The organism is Pedobacter aquatilis (assembly GCF_030409415.1).
Classification (GTDB): domain Bacteria; phylum Bacteroidota; class Bacteroidia; order Sphingobacteriales; family Sphingobacteriaceae; genus Pedobacter; species Pedobacter aquatilis.
On sequence record NZ_JAUFPW010000012.1, the window covers coordinates 557,550 to 575,964 of the forward strand.

At 33.8% G+C, this 18,415-nt stretch carries 18 protein-coding genes; 8 read left to right on the forward strand and 10 right to left on the reverse strand.

What is annotated here, in order from left to right:
- Window positions 1–10 precede the first annotated feature (10 nt).
- Both QWY86_RS06445 and QWY86_RS06450 read left to right on the forward strand, forming a co-directional pair.
- Entirely contained in the window at window positions 11–601 is a 591-nt protein-coding gene (locus QWY86_RS06445; RefSeq protein WP_290239963.1) for a porin family protein, read from the forward strand.
- A gap of 74 nt (window positions 602–675) precedes the next feature.
- Window positions 676–951 carry a hypothetical protein gene (locus QWY86_RS06450; protein ID WP_290239965.1) on the forward strand — a complete coding sequence of 92 codons (276 nt, stop codon included), beginning with the start codon at window positions 676–678 and terminating at the stop codon, window positions 949–951.
- A gap of 29 nt (window positions 952–980) precedes the next feature.
- On the opposite strand, the gene QWY86_RS06455 is transcribed toward QWY86_RS06450, so the two are convergent.
- The 5 genes from QWY86_RS06455 to QWY86_RS06475 form a co-directional block, all read right to left on the reverse strand.
- Entirely contained in the window at window positions 981–1,931 is a 951-nt protein-coding gene (locus tag QWY86_RS06455; protein WP_290239967.1) for a YihY/virulence factor BrkB family protein, read from the reverse strand.
- A gap of 70 nt (window positions 1,932–2,001) precedes the next feature.
- Complete coding sequence (locus QWY86_RS06460) at window positions 2,002–2,400, reverse strand: META domain-containing protein (RefSeq protein WP_290239969.1); 399 nt, start codon at window positions 2,398–2,400, stop codon at window positions 2,002–2,004.
- A gap of 43 nt (window positions 2,401–2,443) precedes the next feature.
- Window positions 2,444–4,273 carry a peroxiredoxin family protein gene (locus QWY86_RS06465; protein ID WP_290239971.1) on the reverse strand — a complete coding sequence of 610 codons (1,830 nt, stop codon included), beginning with the start codon at window positions 4,271–4,273 and terminating at the stop codon, window positions 2,444–2,446.
- Between the two features lie 88 nt (window positions 4,274–4,361).
- Window positions 4,362–4,874 (reverse strand): DUF4199 domain-containing protein, encoded by a 513-nt coding sequence (locus QWY86_RS06470; protein ID WP_290239973.1) that lies wholly within the window; start codon window positions 4,872–4,874, stop codon window positions 4,362–4,364.
- Between the two features lie 108 nt (window positions 4,875–4,982).
- Complete coding sequence (locus tag QWY86_RS06475) at window positions 4,983–5,462, reverse strand: response regulator transcription factor (RefSeq protein WP_290239975.1); 480 nt, start codon at window positions 5,460–5,462, stop codon at window positions 4,983–4,985.
- Between the two features lie 148 nt (window positions 5,463–5,610).
- Between QWY86_RS06475 and QWY86_RS06480 the strand changes: the two genes are divergently transcribed.
- Complete coding sequence (locus QWY86_RS06480; RefSeq protein ID WP_290239976.1) at window positions 5,611–6,387, forward strand: hypothetical protein; 777 nt, start codon at window positions 5,611–5,613, stop codon at window positions 6,385–6,387.
- Between the two features lie 43 nt (window positions 6,388–6,430).
- Here QWY86_RS06480 and QWY86_RS06485 read toward each other — a convergent pair whose 3' ends face one another.
- A complete protein-coding gene (locus QWY86_RS06485) occupies window positions 6,431–6,847 on the reverse strand; it encodes a DUF1801 domain-containing protein (protein ID WP_290239978.1) in 417 nt (138 codons plus the stop codon).
- 698 nt (window positions 6,848–7,545) lie between these two features.
- On the opposite strand from QWY86_RS06485, the gene QWY86_RS06490 reads away from it, so the two are divergent.
- Together QWY86_RS06490 and QWY86_RS06495 are read left to right on the forward strand one after the other, a co-directional pair.
- Entirely contained in the window at window positions 7,546–7,758 is a 213-nt protein-coding gene (locus QWY86_RS06490) for a single-stranded DNA-binding protein (protein WP_290239980.1), read from the forward strand.
- Complete coding sequence (locus QWY86_RS06495; RefSeq protein ID WP_290239982.1) at window positions 7,739–7,900, forward strand: single-stranded DNA-binding protein; 162 nt, start codon at window positions 7,739–7,741, stop codon at window positions 7,898–7,900. The genes QWY86_RS06490 and QWY86_RS06495 overlap by 20 nt, the downstream gene beginning before the upstream one ends.
- A 90-nt stretch (window positions 7,901–7,990) precedes the next feature.
- Here the strand turns inward: QWY86_RS06495 and QWY86_RS06500 are convergent, their stop codons facing one another.
- A complete protein-coding gene (locus QWY86_RS06500) occupies window positions 7,991–10,042 on the reverse strand; it encodes a TonB-dependent receptor (protein WP_290239984.1) in 2,052 nt (683 codons plus the stop codon).
- An 85-nt stretch (window positions 10,043–10,127) separates the two neighbouring features.
- A complete protein-coding gene (locus tag QWY86_RS06505) occupies window positions 10,128–11,459 on the reverse strand; it encodes a PQQ-dependent sugar dehydrogenase (protein WP_290239987.1) in 1,332 nt (443 codons plus the stop codon).
- Between the two features lie 272 nt (window positions 11,460–11,731).
- Between QWY86_RS06505 and QWY86_RS06510 the strand changes: the two genes are divergently transcribed.
- Together QWY86_RS06510 and QWY86_RS06515 are read left to right on the forward strand one after the other, a co-directional pair.
- On the forward strand, window positions 11,732–13,951 hold the full coding sequence (locus QWY86_RS06510; protein ID WP_290239989.1) for an NADP-dependent isocitrate dehydrogenase: 2,220 nt from the start codon (window positions 11,732–11,734) through the stop codon (window positions 13,949–13,951).
- A gap of 201 nt (window positions 13,952–14,152) precedes the next feature.
- On the forward strand, window positions 14,153–14,560 hold the full coding sequence (locus QWY86_RS06515) for a hypothetical protein (RefSeq protein WP_290239991.1): 408 nt from the start codon (window positions 14,153–14,155) through the stop codon (window positions 14,558–14,560).
- A gap of 62 nt (window positions 14,561–14,622) precedes the next feature.
- Here the strand turns inward: QWY86_RS06515 and QWY86_RS06520 are convergent, their stop codons facing one another.
- Together QWY86_RS06520 and QWY86_RS06525 are read right to left on the reverse strand one after the other, a co-directional pair.
- A complete protein-coding gene (locus tag QWY86_RS06520; protein ID WP_290239993.1) occupies window positions 14,623–16,449 on the reverse strand; it encodes a DNA polymerase III subunit gamma/tau in 1,827 nt (608 codons plus the stop codon).
- Window positions 16,450–16,754: 305 nt separating this feature from the next.
- Entirely contained in the window at window positions 16,755–17,627 is an 873-nt protein-coding gene (locus QWY86_RS06525) for an AraC family transcriptional regulator (protein ID WP_290239995.1), read from the reverse strand.
- Window positions 17,628–17,799: 172 nt separating this feature from the next.
- Here QWY86_RS06525 and QWY86_RS06530 point away from each other — a divergent pair, with 172 nt between their 5' ends.
- Window positions 17,800–18,396, forward strand: a complete 597-nt coding sequence (locus QWY86_RS06530) for a T9SS type A sorting domain-containing protein (protein ID WP_290239997.1) — start codon at window positions 17,800–17,802, stop codon at window positions 18,394–18,396.
- The last annotated feature ends 19 nt before the right edge of the window (window positions 18,397–18,415 follow it).

Here is an 18,415-nt window from a genome sequence, read left to right on the forward strand (position 1 = left end):
CCCTTAAACTATGAAGACCGTTTATTTAACCCTTGCCTGTGTTTTAACAGGCTTTTTCGCCAGTGCACAGGTTTTGCCAACCTTTCAACTTGGGCTTAAGGCAGGAGCAAATTTCTCTAAATTTGATAGTGAAAATACTTTTAGCAGTAAAAATAGAACTGGATTTTATGGGGGATTGTGGGCAAGAGTAGGAGCAGGCGGTCTTCATTTTCAACCAGAGGCGTATATTTCTGGTAAAAAAACAAATCTGGTAAGCAATGCCACAGGCGATGTTAACCAGGTTAGTTTTACAAGTTTAGATGTGCCTTTATTGATTGGAACTAAATTTGGTGCTGCGGGTGTGGGTTTAAGATTAAATACCGGGCCTGCATTTTCATTAATTTTGGATGAAAACCAAAGTTTCGGACAAGCAGCTGGAAATGTTTTTAAAGCAAATTTCAAGAATCAGGCAATTGCATGGCAATTTGGAGCCGGTTTAGATATTAGAAAATTAACCTTTGATGCCCGTTATGAACTTGGTTTATCTAATATTGCCAAAACTGGTTATCCGGATACGAAACTGAATTTGTTTACAGTTGGAATCGGTTATAGGATTTTGTAATTTTTTTACAAAAACTTAAAACTAAATTAATATCGCGGCGGTTATCAGTAATAACAAACCTTAAATATTTAACTATGAATTTAAAGGAACTATTACTTAAAGGCCAAAATTTCATCTCATTGTTAAACGAATTTAGGATTGATGTTAACGATTTGATAATTAAAGATGAAAATAACATTTTTAATAATCAGGTTAACAAAAATACCGAAGTAGTTAAAGAATCCGTATGGATGGAAGGTAAAAGTAACGATGGATTGGTAAATCTGTTCGGAACATTACATTACAATTTACTCAATAAGCTTGCAGTTTTTGAAATGGAAGGATATGAAAAAGTTCCTACCGTAAATTAGAAAACAAGTTATTAAAAAAAAGGATAGATTTAAAGATCTATCCTTTTTTTATGCCCAACCATTTCGTCTTCAATTTCTGTCAACTCATACGCAAAGGCACCATTTTTTGGTATAATTGGCGTTTCTCTGCCAACACTTAATGCTTTAATAAACGAAGCTCCAAAATAAAATATCAATGAAGAATAAAAAACAAACAGCATAATTACAATTATAGAACCTGCCGAACCATAAATATTACTGATGTTACTTAACGGTAGCAAAATTCTCAAAATATACTTACCTGCTGTAAATAAACAACCTGTTAATAAACCGCCTGAAATTGCCGCACGCCACGTTGGTCGGCCATTAGTTAAAAACCTAAACAAAATGGTAAACCATGCAGTTACAATAATTACAAAAACTATTTGGTTTATAATTGATGTTGCCACAAGCTCGAATGATGGCGAATTAGTTTTTAAATAAGAACCGATTACAGCTTGAATGCTATCTGCAAGTAATCCCAACAAAAATAATATACCGGCTAATAAGATAATTGTAACTGAAATTGCCCGTGATTTTAAAGTGTTCACAATTCCCTTTTTGCCATTCATGCCAATATTCCAAATTTGCTCAAGAGAATTTTTTATTACATTAAAAAGGGTTGTTGCAACAAATAAAAAGAATACAAAACTTAATAAAGTAACATACCATTCCTGGTCTATGCCGCGAATATTTCTTAGGGTTAACCTGATTTGCTTGATGCTATCTTCGTCTAAAATATTTGCCAGCCTATCGAAAATATTGGTAACTAACATCCTTCTATCGGTAAACAAACCAAAAAGTCTTATCAGGATAATTAAAATTGGTGGTAAAGCAAAGTTTGTAAAAAATGCAGTAGCTCCGGCTAATCGCAAAGGATCGTTTTTTTGGAACAAGTTGAATGCCTTTCTCAGGGTTGAGAAAAAGAACTTTAAATCTTCTTTAATTAATAATAATGGCATTTATGGAGATTAAGCAAAAGCCCGAAAGTACTAAAAATTTTTATTCGGGCTTTTTTTAAGATGTTAAATGTTAATTTACTTTAGTAAAAATCAGTAATATTTTTTCATCTTTTAATAATTGTAGTTTACCATCGGAAATTTTCACATTATTAATTTCATTCAATGCATTCAAATAAGCACGTTCAGAAGAATCTATATCTTGGCATAACATTTTGGTGCTGAATAAATTTTTTAGAGCAACTTTGTTTTCGATAATTTCAGCTTGGCCACCATAATTATTACAAAAAGATTTTCCGCTAACATTTAAGCTATCTCCAAAATTTAAGGTTGCTTTTGCATGCTCAGGTAAAGTTATCCCCGTTATACTGCTAAGCTCCCACTTTGTGTTTTTCAATGTATCTAAATTAATTTTTTCTAGGCAGGCGCTAAAAAGACATAATACAACGCCAAGGATGATTATTTTTTTCATAATAGTTGATTTCTCTGAAAAGCACAAAAACCAAACCATTATTTTATTTACTTTCAAAAATCCTTTTCAATTCTTTTTCAAGATTCTCACCTCTTAAATTTTTGGCAATAATTACACCTTTTGTATCAATCAGGAAATTCATCGGTATTGTCTCAACATTATAAATTTTTTGGGCGATATTTTCAAAATCACTTAATTGCGGCCACAAATTTACTTTATCGGCTTTAATGGCTTCCTGCCATTCTAATTTCGCTGATGCTTTATCTCTGCTTACCGCAAAAATCTGAAAGCCTGAAGCATTATACTTATTATAAGCTTTAATTAACGCCGGATTTTCTGCTCTGCAAGGCGTACACCAGCTCGCCCAAAAATCAACAAGAACATATTTTCCTTTAAAATCACTTATTTTAAACTTTTTCCCGTTAGCATCCGGCAACTCAACATCGGCAAGCATTTTACCCACTTCAAAATTTTTGTCGGAGGAAATACGTTGTTTCAATTTTTGAGCAACTGGCAGCTGTTTAATTTCTGGACTCAACAAGTTGAAAAGAGAATCGATTAAGTTCGGCTGTGATTTTAGTCTTGGGTTTGAATAGGGTTTGTCTGCATACCTCCATAGCGCAAAAATTGCCGCTGGAGAATTTCTGTAGTTTAGAACAGAAGCAAGATAAACCTGGTCATCAACTTGTAAGCTCACTGAATCTGTCACCTTGGAAATCCTTTCTTCAACGAGGCTAATTGGCTGTCCTACGTAATTCAGGTCCTCTAACAATTCATTTCCACCTTTATATGCGTCAGATTCTGCAACTTGAATTTCATTAATGAGTTTTACATAGTTAGGGTCTTCGCCTTTTACTGTTGGCTTTAGATCGCTATCAAAAGTGATTTTATATTCTTTCGAAGCCGCTGTAAATCGAGTCGAAGTAATTTTTTTATTCTTCCAATAAAAACTTAGCTGAAAAACTTGTGGTTCATTAAGTTCTATTTTAAAATCTAAGCCTTTATCTTTAATGAAGAGGGTATCTTTGGCCAGTTTGTAACCTGCTAAATCAGTTTTAACTACCAAGACTTTAAATGGTAAATCTTTTATGTTCTTTGTATCCGCATATAACCTTAAACTCCTATCGCCACTATTATTTAATATTGATTCAGTTTTTACATTATCATTAACTGCTAATTTTTTAAGATTTGACTTACTTTTGGTATCAATTTTTTTCTTTAGGACTAAGCCTTCCTTACTCATTTTAAGTGCAGGAGAAAGTTGGCTAAATAACTCTAGGGGTAAACCTTTATCACTTTCAATGACATCTAGATTATCAGTCTGCAAATCCGCCGCTATGCCCTGAACTATACTAAAACTTATAGGAGAATTTGGATATTTCTTGATTGCAGAAATCAATTTTCTATTACCTTTTCTTGATGCTTCTTCCAGACTATCTAAATGATTTGTTAAAATACCTTTTTCGACAATAACAGCATTTTTTACAGATTGAATATCTTTTATGTTTATTTTTAAAGACTCTAATATTATGTTCCTCATATTAGGTTTATAAGAAGTCCATATCATATTTGCAAACCTTGAAGCAGCTTCTTCCTTACTTACATCTCCCCGTTTATGAATAAATATTGTAGCATGTTGAAATTTTTTGTCGCCCAAATCAAACGCTCCTTTAAAGCTAAACTTACCATCTACAATAGGGGTTGACATAAAAATTTTGTCACTCGCTATAGGGCGTCGCTGAGTCTTAGTTGTTAGATATGCAAAATTTGCACTTTCGGTATTTTCAACATTTCCTTCAATGTTAAAATTTACAGTTTGTGCAGTTGCTGCTAAAGAGCAAAGGAAAAATAGAAAAGTTAGATAAGTTCTCATAATAACAAGATTGGCTAATTAAATATAAAAAAATAAACTAAATAATTAGTTAATTATAAATAATTTTTAATCAACCACTTTCAGTTACTTAGCCAATTGCCTTTTTCAAAAACAAAGCACTAATCAAAGAAATAATTAATCCTATTGGCAAAATTTCTGAATAGGTTAAAAGCACTACATAAAGAGGATTCTTGTACATTTCTTTGTAGCCTGCCATTTCAGAGCTTTTTACTGCTAGCTCGGCGGCTGTAGCGCCATTTTTTTTAGCTTCCAATAACATTTGAGCAGTGTACTTATCCATAAAATCAGGAATAAATAGATAATAATAAAACATCCAAACAACTACATACATGGTTGAGGCAATTAGTGTAATAAAAAGTCCGATTCTGAATGCCTTTCCAAATGTGATAATCCCTTCATTATGCTTATCTCTAAAACTTTTTACACCAACAAATATAAAAGAGAATGCAAGCAACATAGAGGCATAGCCAATAATCATGCTACTTTCAAAATTCTTGTCATGGTTAATCATGTTCACAAGCATTAAGCTGCTTACAATCACGCCAGAAATTAATCCAAATACTAATACAATTTTTTTCATCTTCTTATTTTTGATACAAATTTGTCTCAAATTGAATTTTTATCAGTCATACTTTAGGATGATTTTGAAAAATGTACTGACATTTAATACTTAATTGCCATTATTTATTTACTTTATGATTTGAACCCTTTTTGCAATTTCTACTGCCTGGGTTCGGCGTTTAACTTCCATTTTTTCAAATAGTTTTGAGTTGTGTGTTTTAATGGTGTTAAGTGATACAAATAACCTATCGGCAATTTCCTGATTGCTTAAACCTTCTGCCATCAAATTTAAAACCTCCAATTCTCGTTTGCTTAAATTAAAAACTTCAATGGCTTTTTGGTTGATAATGAAATTAAGGTCTTTTTCGACAGTGTTTTCTCTCTCGATGATAACTGTTTGAATTTTTGGTTTGGTTAATTTTTTTGCCAACCAAATGCCCAATGCTGTAAAAACTATAGCGATTAAGCCAACGTAAATTTCAAAAGCGTTACTAATAATATGAAAACGCAACTCCATCCATTTTAATAAAAGTAGGGATGCAGCCAAAATAAACCCATAATAAATAGGTTTCTTGTTAGTATTTATGAAGTTTGAAACTGATGGCATTTTATAATTCTCTCACTAAAAATAAAAAAAAAACTGATTGAAAATTTCGTCAATATTTTTGCGGCGGACTGATTCTATTTTATTAAATGTTTAGAACGGCTATCGAATTGACAATAAAAATATAAATTAGCGAAAAAGTATCTATTTTATGAAAGCAACCTATCTACTCTTATTATCTGTAATTCTTTTCTCTTGTAGCGAATCGAAATTAGAAAAAACTGTTAAAGCAAAAGCTTTTACCGGCGACGAAAATTTTAATACGACACCAAATGGTAAAAAGGATATTTTAACTTTTTCTAAAGTTGATTCATCAAATGTTCAGGCAATAACCTACAACGTAAAATATAGGGATACAGTAATTGTGATTCAAAACGATCCGAAGCCGATTGTGAGTATATTTAAGCAGCCGAGATTTTTGAATACTCAGAAAACTGCAGCAATTGTTCAGGTGGCTGATAGCTCTGGGTTAGTAGCTCCGTATTACATTATTTCTTCAAGAAATGGACAAATCGAAGTAACTAAATTAGATAGACCATCGAGCGGAGCTAATGATAGTAAAATTACCAAAGGTTTGGAAGAACTTAGTTTGAGCATTTTTCTTTTGAATAATGATTATGTGGTAACCATTATAAACGGAAGGGTTTATCCGGTAAAAAGACAAAATGATGCAGAGCGTATTCAAGGAAGGTTCATTTTATATTCGGAAGATAAAACCACACTTGTTTTTGCCACAAAAACTACGCTTTACCAAACCAATTACAAAACTGGTGAATCTGTAGATTTAAAGGTGAATGAGAAATTACTCGCTCCAGAGAATATGGCAAACTTTAATAATAATTTTACCTGGTATAAAAATGCAAACGGTACATCTTTTTTAAAAGAAAGCGACCCTGATAAAATTGTAGACTTAAGTGAATTCAAATAATAAAATTGATTAAAACATTAGCGGTCAAGCCTAAACTTGACCGCTAATGTTTTTCGATGCCTTGTAGCCAGTTTTTGACAATTAATTTGATTTTCTCTGCCTTGGCTAAAACATCATCTAAGTCTTTAAAAATGATTAGTCGCCGTCCATCTGCATATTTACCTTCCAATATATCTAAACCCTCAGTAATTCTTGCACCTGTTGGTAATACAAGCATAATTCGATTCCTGTTAAGGTTTAGTACGGCAATATCCCTTTTATATTCTTTAGCATCAAAGTCTTTCATTTTTCCTGTATAGTAAAAACTTGGACTATTCCATTTTATGTGTTCTGAAATATCATCATCAATGGAAAGCATAATGCTTCTTATTGCCTCAGTAACTTCAGCTAACTGTGCTTCTAAAGTTTTTACGTATGCAGAAACTTGCTCACTTCTGATTGAGTTAAAAGATTGTTCCATTACGCTTATTATGTCTAATCAAAATTAATCTTCTAATTTGACCAACCATAGGGTATAAAACGAAATATTTAATTGCCATTCAAGACAATATAAATCAAATAAAAAAAACATAATGACTGGCTAATTTTCTTTTTTTACAATTAAAATGTCATTATCATTTATTGCTAAATACCCGTATTCGTAGCAAAAAATATAAGTATTTCCGCTTTGGGTTTGATGTATAGAAGTGTGATAATCCAAATTAAAGCCGGCACTTAATAGCTTGTTCCGGCTTACTTTAGTCTTACCATCAGGGCTAAAGGTACATAGAATGGAGCGATTTTTTTTTAAAATCAAATTTACAGCTTTAACAATTGTATTGTCTTCCGCTTTAATATGGTTATTATAGTTATTACGACAGAGGTCGTCACAAAATTTCTTATCGGCACGCCCTTTAACAGGCTTGCCACAGTCAAGACATAAACGGTCCATAATTTTTTAAAACTTTAAATTATGGGATGATGGATAAAATTAGTAAAATATATAAAACTATGAAATTAAATACATTATGATCAGCCTTGTAGCCGAATATAAACGCTTATAAACGACTATAAGTGTTTATAAACCGAATAAGTAATGAGAGTAATTGCAACTTTGTTCTGTCGGTAGTCAATTAAGGCTACTGTTCGTTAAACATTCAGAAACTAAATTTTTATATAATGGATACTATCACAAACAAAGTAGAATTAAGCGGATTTGCTGGTGCAGATGCAGAAATTAAAAACCTTTCAGGTAAACAAAAGTTAGCTAAAGTTCAATTAGCAGTTAACGATTCTTACAAAACTTCCTCGGGGCAAGAAATTAAAAAAAACACAATGGTTTACCTTAACTTTTTGGGGGGCAAAGGCCGAATTGGCAGAAAGGGTAATTAAAAAAGGAACTTATATAAGTATCGAAGGACGCCTACTCAATAATTTTTACGAAGCAAAAGATGGAAGTAAAAGGTACTCAATAGAAATTGTAGTAAACGAAATCAATTTAAAAGAACAAAAATTAATAAACCAAACAAACTAAATAAGTCGTCTAACCTGTTGACTCTACATCCCATGAAAAATGTCGACAGTTTTAATTACAGTGCCTTATCTGAATTTTTCATATAAGGCACTATAATTTAACAGTAGTGCCGAGATAATAATTTCGAGTTGCAGCCGGATTGAAATATCTGTTGTTTACCGCATTTAAATCATTTCCTAAGCTGTACATTTCGTTGAGTAGGTTATTGATTCCAATAAAAATATTAAGATTTACCTTGCCAACCTTTAAAGCATTTACGCCAGCTTTAGCTTCGATTAAGTTATACTTTTTTGCGAAAACCGTATTAGCATCATTTAAAGGTATTGATGATGTATAATTATGTTGCCCAAAAATATAGAACCCACCTTTTAACTGAATATTCAAGCTACTTACTACAACATTAGTCGGAACACCTGTCAATTTATTGCCCGAAAAGTCAGTAGTCGCATTACTAAACTCTTCAAAAGAATATTTACTCAAAGTATAATTGCTACGAATTTCTAATGCATTTAGAAAACCAGTTTCATTTTTTAATATCCAAAATGCTGTTTCCAGTTCAATTCCTTTTTGGTTCGTTCTGCCAGCATTTATGAAAAATTCTGTATCGTTTGCATTTAAACGTCTAACAATAGCATCTTTTAATTGAAATTGATAAACATTGGTGTTAATGTAAAATCTATTATCTAAAGATTTATATCGCAACCCAAATTCATAATTCCAGCCATTTTCTGCCTGAAGATTATTGTTTATGTTGTTATCTGATGATCGAACTTCGGCAATTGTAGGTGGCGAATAACCTTTGCTTATAGAGCCTCTTGCAGCTATATTTTGATTAATTAAATAGGAAATTGCCAACTTAGGCATAAACTGTTCGGAAAATTTTCTTTCCTTCACATTTACTAAAGCCGGGAAAAAGCTCTGATATTTATATTTGAAAAAATTTAAGCTGGTCGCAAGTTCAACCAGTAAATTTTTATCTATATCGATGGTTGTTCTAAAAAAGCCAAAATCCTGATAAGCTTTTAAATCATCATATGCTTGCATTGAACCTGCAATACCAGCGTTATTATTAAAATTTTTGATTTGTGTTCTTGTTGCAGAACTTTCTAAGCCTAATTGGGTGTTCCAAACTAAATTGTTGAAGGATTTTCTATACTCTAAAAACGTTCTTAGACCTAGCGTACTTTCATATCGGTTTTCAAAGTTGGTTATAAATGGATTTTTAAAATCAGTATAAGAAGTGAACACCGAAACAACGTGTTTAAAATTATCATTGAATTGATAAACGTTTGATAAACCTCCAAAAATGGTTTTATTATATATTGCTGCCTGTTGTGTTACTGCTCCAGGGATTGTTGGTGTAGCGGGTCTTGCCTGTTGCGGATTTAAATCCATTTGAAGTTGCGTTAATCCACCAGGTGTTTCATAAGCTAAATCACTGTAAAAAATAAAAGCCTTTAAAATACCAGATTGGTTATAATTCCATTGATGATTAGTTTGGAAATACTTCCGTTCCATGCCGCTGTTTTCTCGATAGCCATCGCTTTTTTGATACCCTTGATTAAAACTAAAACCATAATTTTTAAACTGATGAGAAAAACTTGCCGTTTGGTGTAAAAGGCCAAAAGAACCACCAGTGATTGATGCCTGAATATTATTTGTAAATTCTGGGTTATTTATTAAAACTGCACCACCAGTATTTGCGCCAAAAATGCTGGCTTCAGGACCTTTATATATTTCGATTTGCTGAATCGCGGTTGCATCAATAAGATTTAAGTAGGTATTTCCACCCGCATCTGTTAGTGGAAAATCATCAACATAAATTTTAATATTTCTAATGCCAAAAGGAGAGCGTAATAAACTTCCACGAAGTGATAAACGATAACTTCCTGGTGAGCGCTCTTCCATTCTAATTCCAGCCACAGTATTTAAAGCACTAACCATTGAGTTTTTTGGTTGATATTTAAGCAGATTACTATCTATTAAACTTACTGCCGAAACTGAACGGATAATTTGTTCATTATTGTAATATCCTTTAACTACAACCTCATTCAGTTTTTTTGCTGCAGTATCTGGTTTAGAAATCTGGGCAGCGGCTGATAATGAAATGAAGAGAATAACTATTGTAAAAATTGATTTCAAAAGGGAAATATTTATGGTGTTGTTAAAATAAAAAGCAGACTAAAATTACAATTTTAATCTGCTTAGAGAAGTTTGAAAATTATTATTACTTAGCCGCTACTCTCCAGACTACGCCACTCACATCATCGGCCACTAATAAAGCACCATCAGGTGTAAGGGTTACGCCAACTGGTCGGCCATAAACTTCTGCTTTTTCTTGATTAGCAATAAATCCGGTTAAAAAATCTTCTGGTTTGCCTGTTGGTTTACCATTTTTAAATGGAACAAAGGCAACTTTATAACCAGAAATTTTAGAACGGTTCCATGAACCATGCTGACCAATAAATGCACCGCCTTGATATTTATCTGGGAATTTTGAGTCTTTATAAAAAGCTAAACCTAAAGATGCTGTGTGTGAACCAACTGGAACATCAGGTACAATGGTTTTTTTAACTAAATCTGGTTTCTGACCTTTTAAACGTGGGTCTTCATTCTGACCAAAATAAGCATAAGGCCATCCATAAAATGCACCAGGTTTAACACTTGTAATATAATCAGGTACTAAATCATCACCTAAACCATCTCTTTCGTTAACAGCTGTCCATAACATATTTGTTCCAGGTGCCCAATCTACACCAACCGGATTTCTCAATCCACTTGCGTAAACTTTTTCGCCAGTGCCATCAGGGTTAACCTCTAAAATATTCGCTCTTCTAACCTCATGTTCCATTCCGTTTTCGCCAACATTACTTCCAGAACCAACGGTTATGTAGATTTTGCTTTTATCGGCATTGGTTATTAGATTTCTTGTCCAGTGGTTGTTGTAGCCACCAGCAGGCAAACTTAAAATCTTTTTACCCTGGCCCGTAATTTTTGTATCGCCAGCTTTATACGGATATTGCCATAAGCCATCTGTATTCGCAACATAAAAGTTATTGCCAATTATTGCCATCCCGTAAGGCTGATTTAAGCCCTCCAAAAATGTGGTCGTAGTTTCCGGTTTTCCATCTTTATTTTCATCACGATATAATATGATTGTGTTTGCACTTTTACCTGGAACTTCCGATTTTGACTTTCCAGTAACTGCAGCAGCAATCTTTTCGGCCGTACTTCTTTCTGAGTTGGTTAAAACCACCAGCACATCGCCATTTGGCGTTACAATCATATTTCGTGGACTTTTAATGCCCGATGCAAATTTGGTAACCACAAAGCCTTCGGGAGCAATTGGAGTTTTTCCCTCTGGCCAACCGATAACTTTACTAAATTTATTTTTAGATGCAGTAGTATCCGGAGCAGGAAGGTTCAAATCTGTAACAGCGGTTTGAGCAGTTGTATCGCTTCCTAAACTATCGCTTTGCGAATTTGATTTTGAGCCCGATTGGCAGCTTGCCAGCACAGCTGATGATAGGAGCGTGGCGTATAAAAATTGTTTTTTCATATTGCGTATTATGAGAAAAGATTTATTTCTTGAATAAGAATAACACAGATATTAGTTAGAAGTTTTTGTAGATCGATTAAACAATTTGCTCTATAATTTATTTAATCTGTGATGCCTATGAATTTTACACATTCAGTTTTATCCAAACCGAGAATTAACGTTACAATGTTCCTTAATTCATCTGTTTATTTTATCTTTAGGCGATTTAAAAATTTTGGATTTTATTGAAAGTCCAATTTCTTGTTAATAATTAGTAAAAATCAAATTAAAACATGTCAAATACATCAAAAATTATCTACACCAAAACCGATGAGGCGCCAATGTTGGCAACCTATTCACTTTTACCTATTGTACAAGCTTTTACCGCGTCAGCAGGTATTGATGTAGAAACCAGAGATATTTCTTTAGCAGGAAGAATTTTGGCAAACTTTCCTGAGTATTTAAAAGACGACCAAAAAATTGGTGATGCGTTAAGTGAACTTGGTGGCTTGGCTACAACACCAGAAGCTAACATCATTAAATTACCAAATATTTCTGCATCCATTCCGCAATTGGTTGGTGCAATTACAGAATTACAATCGCAAGGTTTTGCTATTCCAAATTATCCGGATAACGCACAAAGTGAAGAGGAAAAGGCAATAAAAGCTAAATATGCAAAAGTTTTAGGCTCGGCAGTAAACCCTGTTTTACGTGAAGGCAACTCGGATAGAAGAGCGCCGAAAGCGGTTAAAAATTATGCAAAGGCTAATCCACATTCAATGGGTAAATGGTCGGCAGATTCTAAAACAAGAGTTGCCAGCATGAGCGAAGGCGATTTTTACGGTTCGGAGAAATCTACCACAATCGAAAGTGCATCTCAATTTAAAATTGAATTTGTTGCAGCTGATGGAGCGGTAACCGAATTAAAAGGTTTAGCGCCATTAAAGGCAGGAGAAGTTATTGATAGCTCTGCCTTAAGTTTATCAGCATTAAAAACTTTTGTTGCTAAAGAAATTGAAGAGGCAAAAGCTGCTGGTGTTTTATTATCGGCGCACTTAAAAGCAACGATGATGAAGGTTTCTGACCCAATTATTTTTGGTGCAATTGTAGAAGTTTATTTTGCTGATGTTTTTGCTAAATATGCTGATTTATTTAAACAATTAAACATTGATACCCGTAATGGTTTAGGAGATGTTTATTCGAAAATTGCAGGTAATGCGCAACAGGCAGAAGTTGAAGCAGATTTAGCTGCGGCAATTGAAAAAGGACCAGCCTTAGCAATGGTAAATTCTGATAAGGGCATTACGAACCTACACGTTCCAAGTGATGTAATTGTTGATGCTTCGATGCCTGCAATGATTCGTACTTCGGGCCAAATGTGGAATAAAGATGGTAAGCCACAAGATACTATCGCATTAATTCCAGATCGTTCTTATGCCGGAGTTTATACTGCTACTATTGATGATTGTAAAGCTCATGGTGCTTTCGATGTGACTACTATAGGTTCTGTACCAAATGTTGGTTTAATGGCACAAAAAGCTGAAGAATATGGTTCTCACGATAAAACTTTCCAGGCAACTGGAGCAGGTGTTATCCGCGTTACGGATGCGGATGGTAAGGTTTTCTTCGACCAAAAGGTAGAGCAAGGCGATATTTTCCGTATGTGCCAAACTAAAGATGCACCAATTCAGGATTGGGTTAAATTAGCCGTTAACAGATCTCGTTTATCTGAAACGCCTGCAGTTTTCTGGTTGGACGAGAACAGAGCACATGATAGTCAAATCATTGCTAAAGTGAAAAAATATTTAGCAGATCATGATACAAATGGTTTGGATATTCGTATTCTGGCACCTGTTGAAGCAACCAAATTTACTTTAGAGCGTATTCGCAAAGGTGAAGATACGATATCGGTTACTGGTAACGTACTTCGTGATTACTTAACAGATTTATTCCCGATTTTAGAATTAGGAACTTCTGCTAAAATGTTATCTATTGTTCCGCTGATGAATGGTGGTGGTTTATTTGAAACTGGCGCTGGTGGTTCTGCACCTAAACATATTGAGCAATTTATTGAAGAAGGTTATTTACGTTGGGATTCACTTGGTGAGTTTTTAGCGCTTCAAGCTTCTTTAGAGCATTTATCGCAAACTCAAAACAATACAAAAGCACAGGTTTTAGCTGATGCGTTAGATGAAGCTAATGCTAAATTCTTAGCCACAGATAAATCTCCGGGACGTAAATTAGGTACAATTGATAACCGTGGTTCTCACTTCTATTTAGCTTTGTATTGGGCTGAAGCTTTGGCTGCTCAATCTAAGGATGCTGAATTGCAGGCAAGATTTGCACCTTTGGCAAAAGCGTTGACTGAAAAAGAAACTCAGATTAATGAGGAATTAATTGGTGCTCAAGGTAAACCACAAGAAATTGGTGGTTACTATAATCCAAATGATGAATTGGCAAGTAAGGCAATGCGTCCGAGTGAAACTTTAAACAATGCATTAGCAAGTTTGTAAGTTAAATTTACTTTTGAATAAAGGACCCCGATAATTTTTTATCGGGGTTTTTGCGTAATATCCCTCGGGGACGTCATCACAAACAATTTTGTAAATGTTTATGAGTGGTAAAATATAGCTTTAAGGAATAATTTTTCAGCGCCATCAAAAACCATCTACAAAACCAGTTGTTATACTTAAAATAAAATAGGAGATACCATCATGGCATATAACGAAAATAAAGGCTCGCAGGATAAAATCCACAGCACCACTACAAATAGCGAAATCAATAAGGAAAACTTATCTTACGATAAACACAAGCAAAGCTATGAGCTTGATGTAAAAGGAGAAGATAAAGACTACGACCATCCGATGGGCTATGAAACCGTTGCCGCTGGTGCAGTTGATGATGATTCTACTTATGATGAAGCAAACCCATACGTTGGAGATGAATACGCAAGAAACGAAGAAATTGCTGATGATAATTTAGAAGAATTGGGTATGCATGTAGACAATGGTGAAAGCGTAAAACTAAATCCTGAAGATGAAATTTTAGCTCGTACACCTGAGGATAATCGTGATGATTTAGATGAAGAGGGTTATCCGATAAACGATGCCCCGGAGAAATAAGGCGCTAACAACATAAAAGAAGTAATGAAAAAAGCAGAATTAATAATCTTAATTCTGCTTTTTTATGGATTAACATCTAAATTAAATCGTCTTCTTAATTCTTCAAGCTTCGGATTTTTATTAAGCAAATAATCATATTTTTCTCGGTTTCCATAAAGCCTGTTTTCAAGCTTACGTTCCATTTGTTTAAAAGTGATATCAACAGCAAAATTTTGCAACTCGTTTCGTAAGAAATTCATTAACTCAACCGATTCCTGTACAACAAACTGTTCCTGCGTTTTACTTTCAACCGAAATTTCTATCAAAACCGGACTTACAAGCGTAGGAGCAAAGTTATTTAAAATGGTAAACAAGTTAATTTTATCAGAATTTTTTAGAATTTGTATGTAAGCATTCCATACTTCCAAAAGTCTTTCGTAAGTAAAAGGTTCTCTTGATTCTCCCACTGCAGCTTTTGGTCCGCTTTGCTCTTCGCCATTTGCAACACGCTCTAGATCATTTAAAGATGGAATTAAAGTGCTAACAGAATTTGTTTTCGGGATTTTTATGCTGATGGATGTTGCTGAAGGTATTGGAGCAACTTTTGGTGTTTCTTTAGGCTTATCTTCTGCAATTGAAGAAACAGGAACTTGACTAACTGGTTTTGAAGTTTCACTTTCAGCTTTCGGCTTTTCGCTTTCTGTTTTCAGCTTTTGGCTTTCCGCTTCCCCAGCTACGACATTAGTTTTTTTTTTATCCTGATCTACGTCAGTTGCTGTGTTATTATTGCTTAAAGGCTGTTGAGCGAGTTGAACCACCGACCGGACATGGCACATTTTTATCAGTGCAAGTTCTACTTGTAATCGCTGGTTCTTAGAGTTTTTGTAGTTTAAATCACAGGCATTTGCTAAATTCAGTGCAGTTAACAAAAATGAAAGCTCAGTCTGCTTGCATTGTTCTAAGTATTTCTGTCTGATGTTTTCACTTACCTCCAATAATTTAATTGTTGCGGCATCTTTACCCACCAATAAATTACGGAAATGCGTAGCCAATCCGTTAATGAAATTATTTCCGTCAAAACCATTATTTAATATCTCATCAAATAAAAGTAAGGTTTGGCTTACCTGTGCATTAGTTAAATAAGATGTTAACTTAAAAAAGTAATCGTAATCTAAAATATTCAGGTTATCAATTACTGCTTTATAAGTAATGTTCTTGTTTGCATAACTGGCAATCTGGTCAAACATGGATAACGCATCACGCAAACCACCATCGGCTTTTTGCGCAATAATGTGTAAACCATCCGTTTCAAAAGCAATGTTTTCCCTTTCGGCAATTTTAGCAAGGTGTGCAGAAATGTCTTCAACCTGTATGCGGTTAAAATCAAAAATCTGACAGCGGGATAAAATTGTTGGTAATATTTTATGCTTTTCAGTTGTTGCTAAAATAAATATCGCATAAGAAGGCGGTTCTTCTAAAGTTTTCAAAAATGCATTAAATGCACTTTGAGATAACATATGAACCTCATCAATAATATAAATTTTATATTTTCCGGCTTGTGGCGGTATTCTAACCTGCTCAATTAAACTACGAATGTCATCAACAGAGTTGTTTGATGCCGCATCTAATTCATGTACGTTAAAAGAATGTCCGTTCTGGAAAGACTGGCAATTATCGCATTCGCCGCAAGCTTCCATTTCTGCTGTAGGATTGGTACAGTTTATGGTTTTTGCTAAAATACGTGCACAGGTGGTTTTACCAACACCACGCGGACCGCAAAATAAAAAGGCCTGTGCTAATTGGTTATTCTTGATTGCATTTTTTAAAGTTCCTGTAATATGCAATTGTCCAACTACAGTTTCGAACGTAGCGGGGCGATATTTACGGGCAGAAACAATAAAATTTTCCATCGCCACGAAAATAGGAATTTTTGTTGAGTTGGAATGTTGTAAAGTTGGAATGTTGAAAAGTCGGTTATGCGTTGTTCGTTGACGGTTGCTCGTCTTTCGTTTCGATTGCCAAATTAAAATTTAACAATTAACTTTTGTTGAGTTTGGAATGTTGTAAAGTTGGATGTTCGTTAACCGTTGCTCGTCTTTCGTTTCAATTGCCAAATTAAAACTTAACAATTAACAATTAACAATTAACAATTCAACAATTTTCAATCAACAATGAAACAATTTAGCAATTTTCCTTAAACGAAAAACGAAAAACGTTACCTCACTACCGATCTCAACTCCTGCCTGTATTGCGAAGCACTTTTCCCTGTAAATTCCTTAAACAATTTATTAAAATGACTAAAATTATTAAAACCACTTTCGAAACAAATATTTGCAATGCTGGTTGGTTTTTCGGCTAATAATTTCGATGCGTGTACAATTCTGTACTCATTAACAAATCGGGTAAATGTTTTTTTAGTTATCTTTTTAAAATAACGGCAAAAGGAGGGAACCGTCATGCTGCACATATCTGCAATATATTCTAAACTAATTTCTTCCAGAAAATGGTCTTTAACATAGTTAAAAACCATATTTATCCTATCATTATCCTGAACTTGCATTTCGAGTGAGAAACTTTGAGCATTCAGGAGTTTATAATCAGATGCCTGCTCTAATTCCCGCAATACACCAAGCAATGCTAATAATTTTTCAAGTGGCCAGGCGTTATGCATTTTTTCTAATGTCGGGCCAACAAGTTTCATCGTATCCTTACCGAAAGCAATGCCATACTTTGCCTTTTCAAATAAGTTGGCAATCCCCCTGGTCTCTTTAAGTGTTAAAAAATCAGCACCTAAAAAATCAGGTTTCATTTGTACCACAACTTCTGTCTTATTACCGGTATTTACATCAGTAAAGCCGCAATGAGGCAAATTACTACCAATTAAAATCAAATCTCCATCAGCATAATAAGAAACATGACTACCAATTTGTCGTTTACCAGAGCCACCATTTACAAAAACCATTTCAATTTCCGGGTGGTAATGCCATAAGTCTGCTTTGTTATTCTCATTCTCTACATATTTCGAATAATAAAAAGAACTACCAAATGATGGTTCAACAATCTCGTAACTCGGCTTTAATTTTTTCATTTATCTAACAAAAATAACAATTAAAATATAGTAAATTGATTTGTTTGTATGTGAATCTATAATTTACGGGTAAAATAGCATAGTTATTTGAAAATATACAATCAACTTCGTGCTATAATCTGTAGTAATTTAGTGGTGTTAAAAAAATGTTCATCCTTAACAGTATACAGATATGAAAAACTTTATAAAAATTAGCCTTGTTGTAGCAGCAATGTTAGCCGCTCCAGGTGTAAAAGCAAATGATGAAGTATCTACTTTAAAAGTGAAAGCAGAGAACAATAAATCAATCCGTTTTTTTATTGATGAAGCAAAAGATTTAGAATTAACTATAAATGATGTTGCAGATAATAGACTGATTTACGAAGAAAGCATTCATGCTTCTGGAGCATCTACAAAAACTTACGATTTGAATGCGTTACCAAACGGCGAGTATGTATTAAACGTAACTTCAGGTTCTCAGTTGGCTCAATACCAAATTGTTATTGCAGATAATAAAGCAGAAGTTTCTTCAGCAAAAATTACCGAACTCTTTAAGCCAGTTTTAAAGAGAGATAGTTCAATGGTAACTTTAAGTTTAGATAATGCCGATAAAGGGCCAATTGAAGTTGAAATCGTTAACGAATATAACGACCAGCTTTACAAAGCAACTTTTACCGATAAATCTAAGTTGACTAAAAAATTCAATATCGGCAGCACGCCATCTAAAGAATTAACTTTCATTGTTAAAACAAACAAACAGCAGTTTAGTAAAACAATAGAATCTCGCTAATTAGATTTATAAATTAATC

What these genes read in the sequence shown, in the direction of transcription:
- QWY86_RS06465 (WP_290239971.1), bottom strand. Translation starts at nt 4,273, where the DNA reads ATGAGAACTTATCTAACTTTTCTATTTTTCCTTTGCTCTTTAGCAGCA.
- QWY86_RS06475 (WP_290239975.1), bottom strand. Translation starts at nt 5,462, where the DNA reads ATGCCATCAGTTTCAAACTTCATAAATACTAACAAGAAACCTATTTAT.
- QWY86_RS06490 (WP_290239980.1), top strand. Translation starts at nt 7,546, where the DNA reads ATGGATACTATCACAAACAAAGTAGAATTAAGCGGATTTGCTGGTGCA.
- QWY86_RS06485 (WP_290239978.1), bottom strand. Translation starts at nt 6,847, where the DNA reads ATGGAACAATCTTTTAACTCAATCAGAAGTGAGCAAGTTTCTGCATAC.
- QWY86_RS06480 (WP_290239976.1), top strand. Translation starts at nt 5,611, where the DNA reads ATGAAAGCAACCTATCTACTCTTATTATCTGTAATTCTTTTCTCTTGT.
- QWY86_RS06505 (WP_290239987.1), bottom strand. Translation starts at nt 11,459, where the DNA reads ATGAAAAAACAATTTTTATACGCCACGCTCCTATCATCAGCTGTGCTG.
- QWY86_RS06455 (WP_290239967.1), bottom strand. Translation starts at nt 1,931, where the DNA reads ATGCCATTATTATTAATTAAAGAAGATTTAAAGTTCTTTTTCTCAACC.
- QWY86_RS06470 (WP_290239973.1), bottom strand. Translation starts at nt 4,874, where the DNA reads ATGAAAAAAATTGTATTAGTATTTGGATTAATTTCTGGCGTGATTGTA.
- QWY86_RS06445 (WP_290239963.1), top strand. Translation starts at nt 11, where the DNA reads ATGAAGACCGTTTATTTAACCCTTGCCTGTGTTTTAACAGGCTTTTTC.
- QWY86_RS06520 (WP_290239993.1), bottom strand. Translation starts at nt 16,449, where the DNA reads ATGGAAAATTTTATTGTTTCTGCCCGTAAATATCGCCCCGCTACGTTC.
- QWY86_RS06530 (WP_290239997.1), top strand. Translation starts at nt 17,800, where the DNA reads ATGAAAAACTTTATAAAAATTAGCCTTGTTGTAGCAGCAATGTTAGCC.
- QWY86_RS06450 (WP_290239965.1), top strand. Translation starts at nt 676, where the DNA reads ATGAATTTAAAGGAACTATTACTTAAAGGCCAAAATTTCATCTCATTG.
- QWY86_RS06510 (WP_290239989.1), top strand. Translation starts at nt 11,732, where the DNA reads ATGTCAAATACATCAAAAATTATCTACACCAAAACCGATGAGGCGCCA.
- QWY86_RS06525 (WP_290239995.1), bottom strand. Translation starts at nt 17,627, where the DNA reads ATGAAAAAATTAAAGCCGAGTTACGAGATTGTTGAACCATCATTTGGT.
- QWY86_RS06515 (WP_290239991.1), top strand. Translation starts at nt 14,153, where the DNA reads ATGGCATATAACGAAAATAAAGGCTCGCAGGATAAAATCCACAGCACC.
- QWY86_RS06460 (WP_290239969.1), bottom strand. Translation starts at nt 2,400, where the DNA reads ATGAAAAAAATAATCATCCTTGGCGTTGTATTATGTCTTTTTAGCGCC.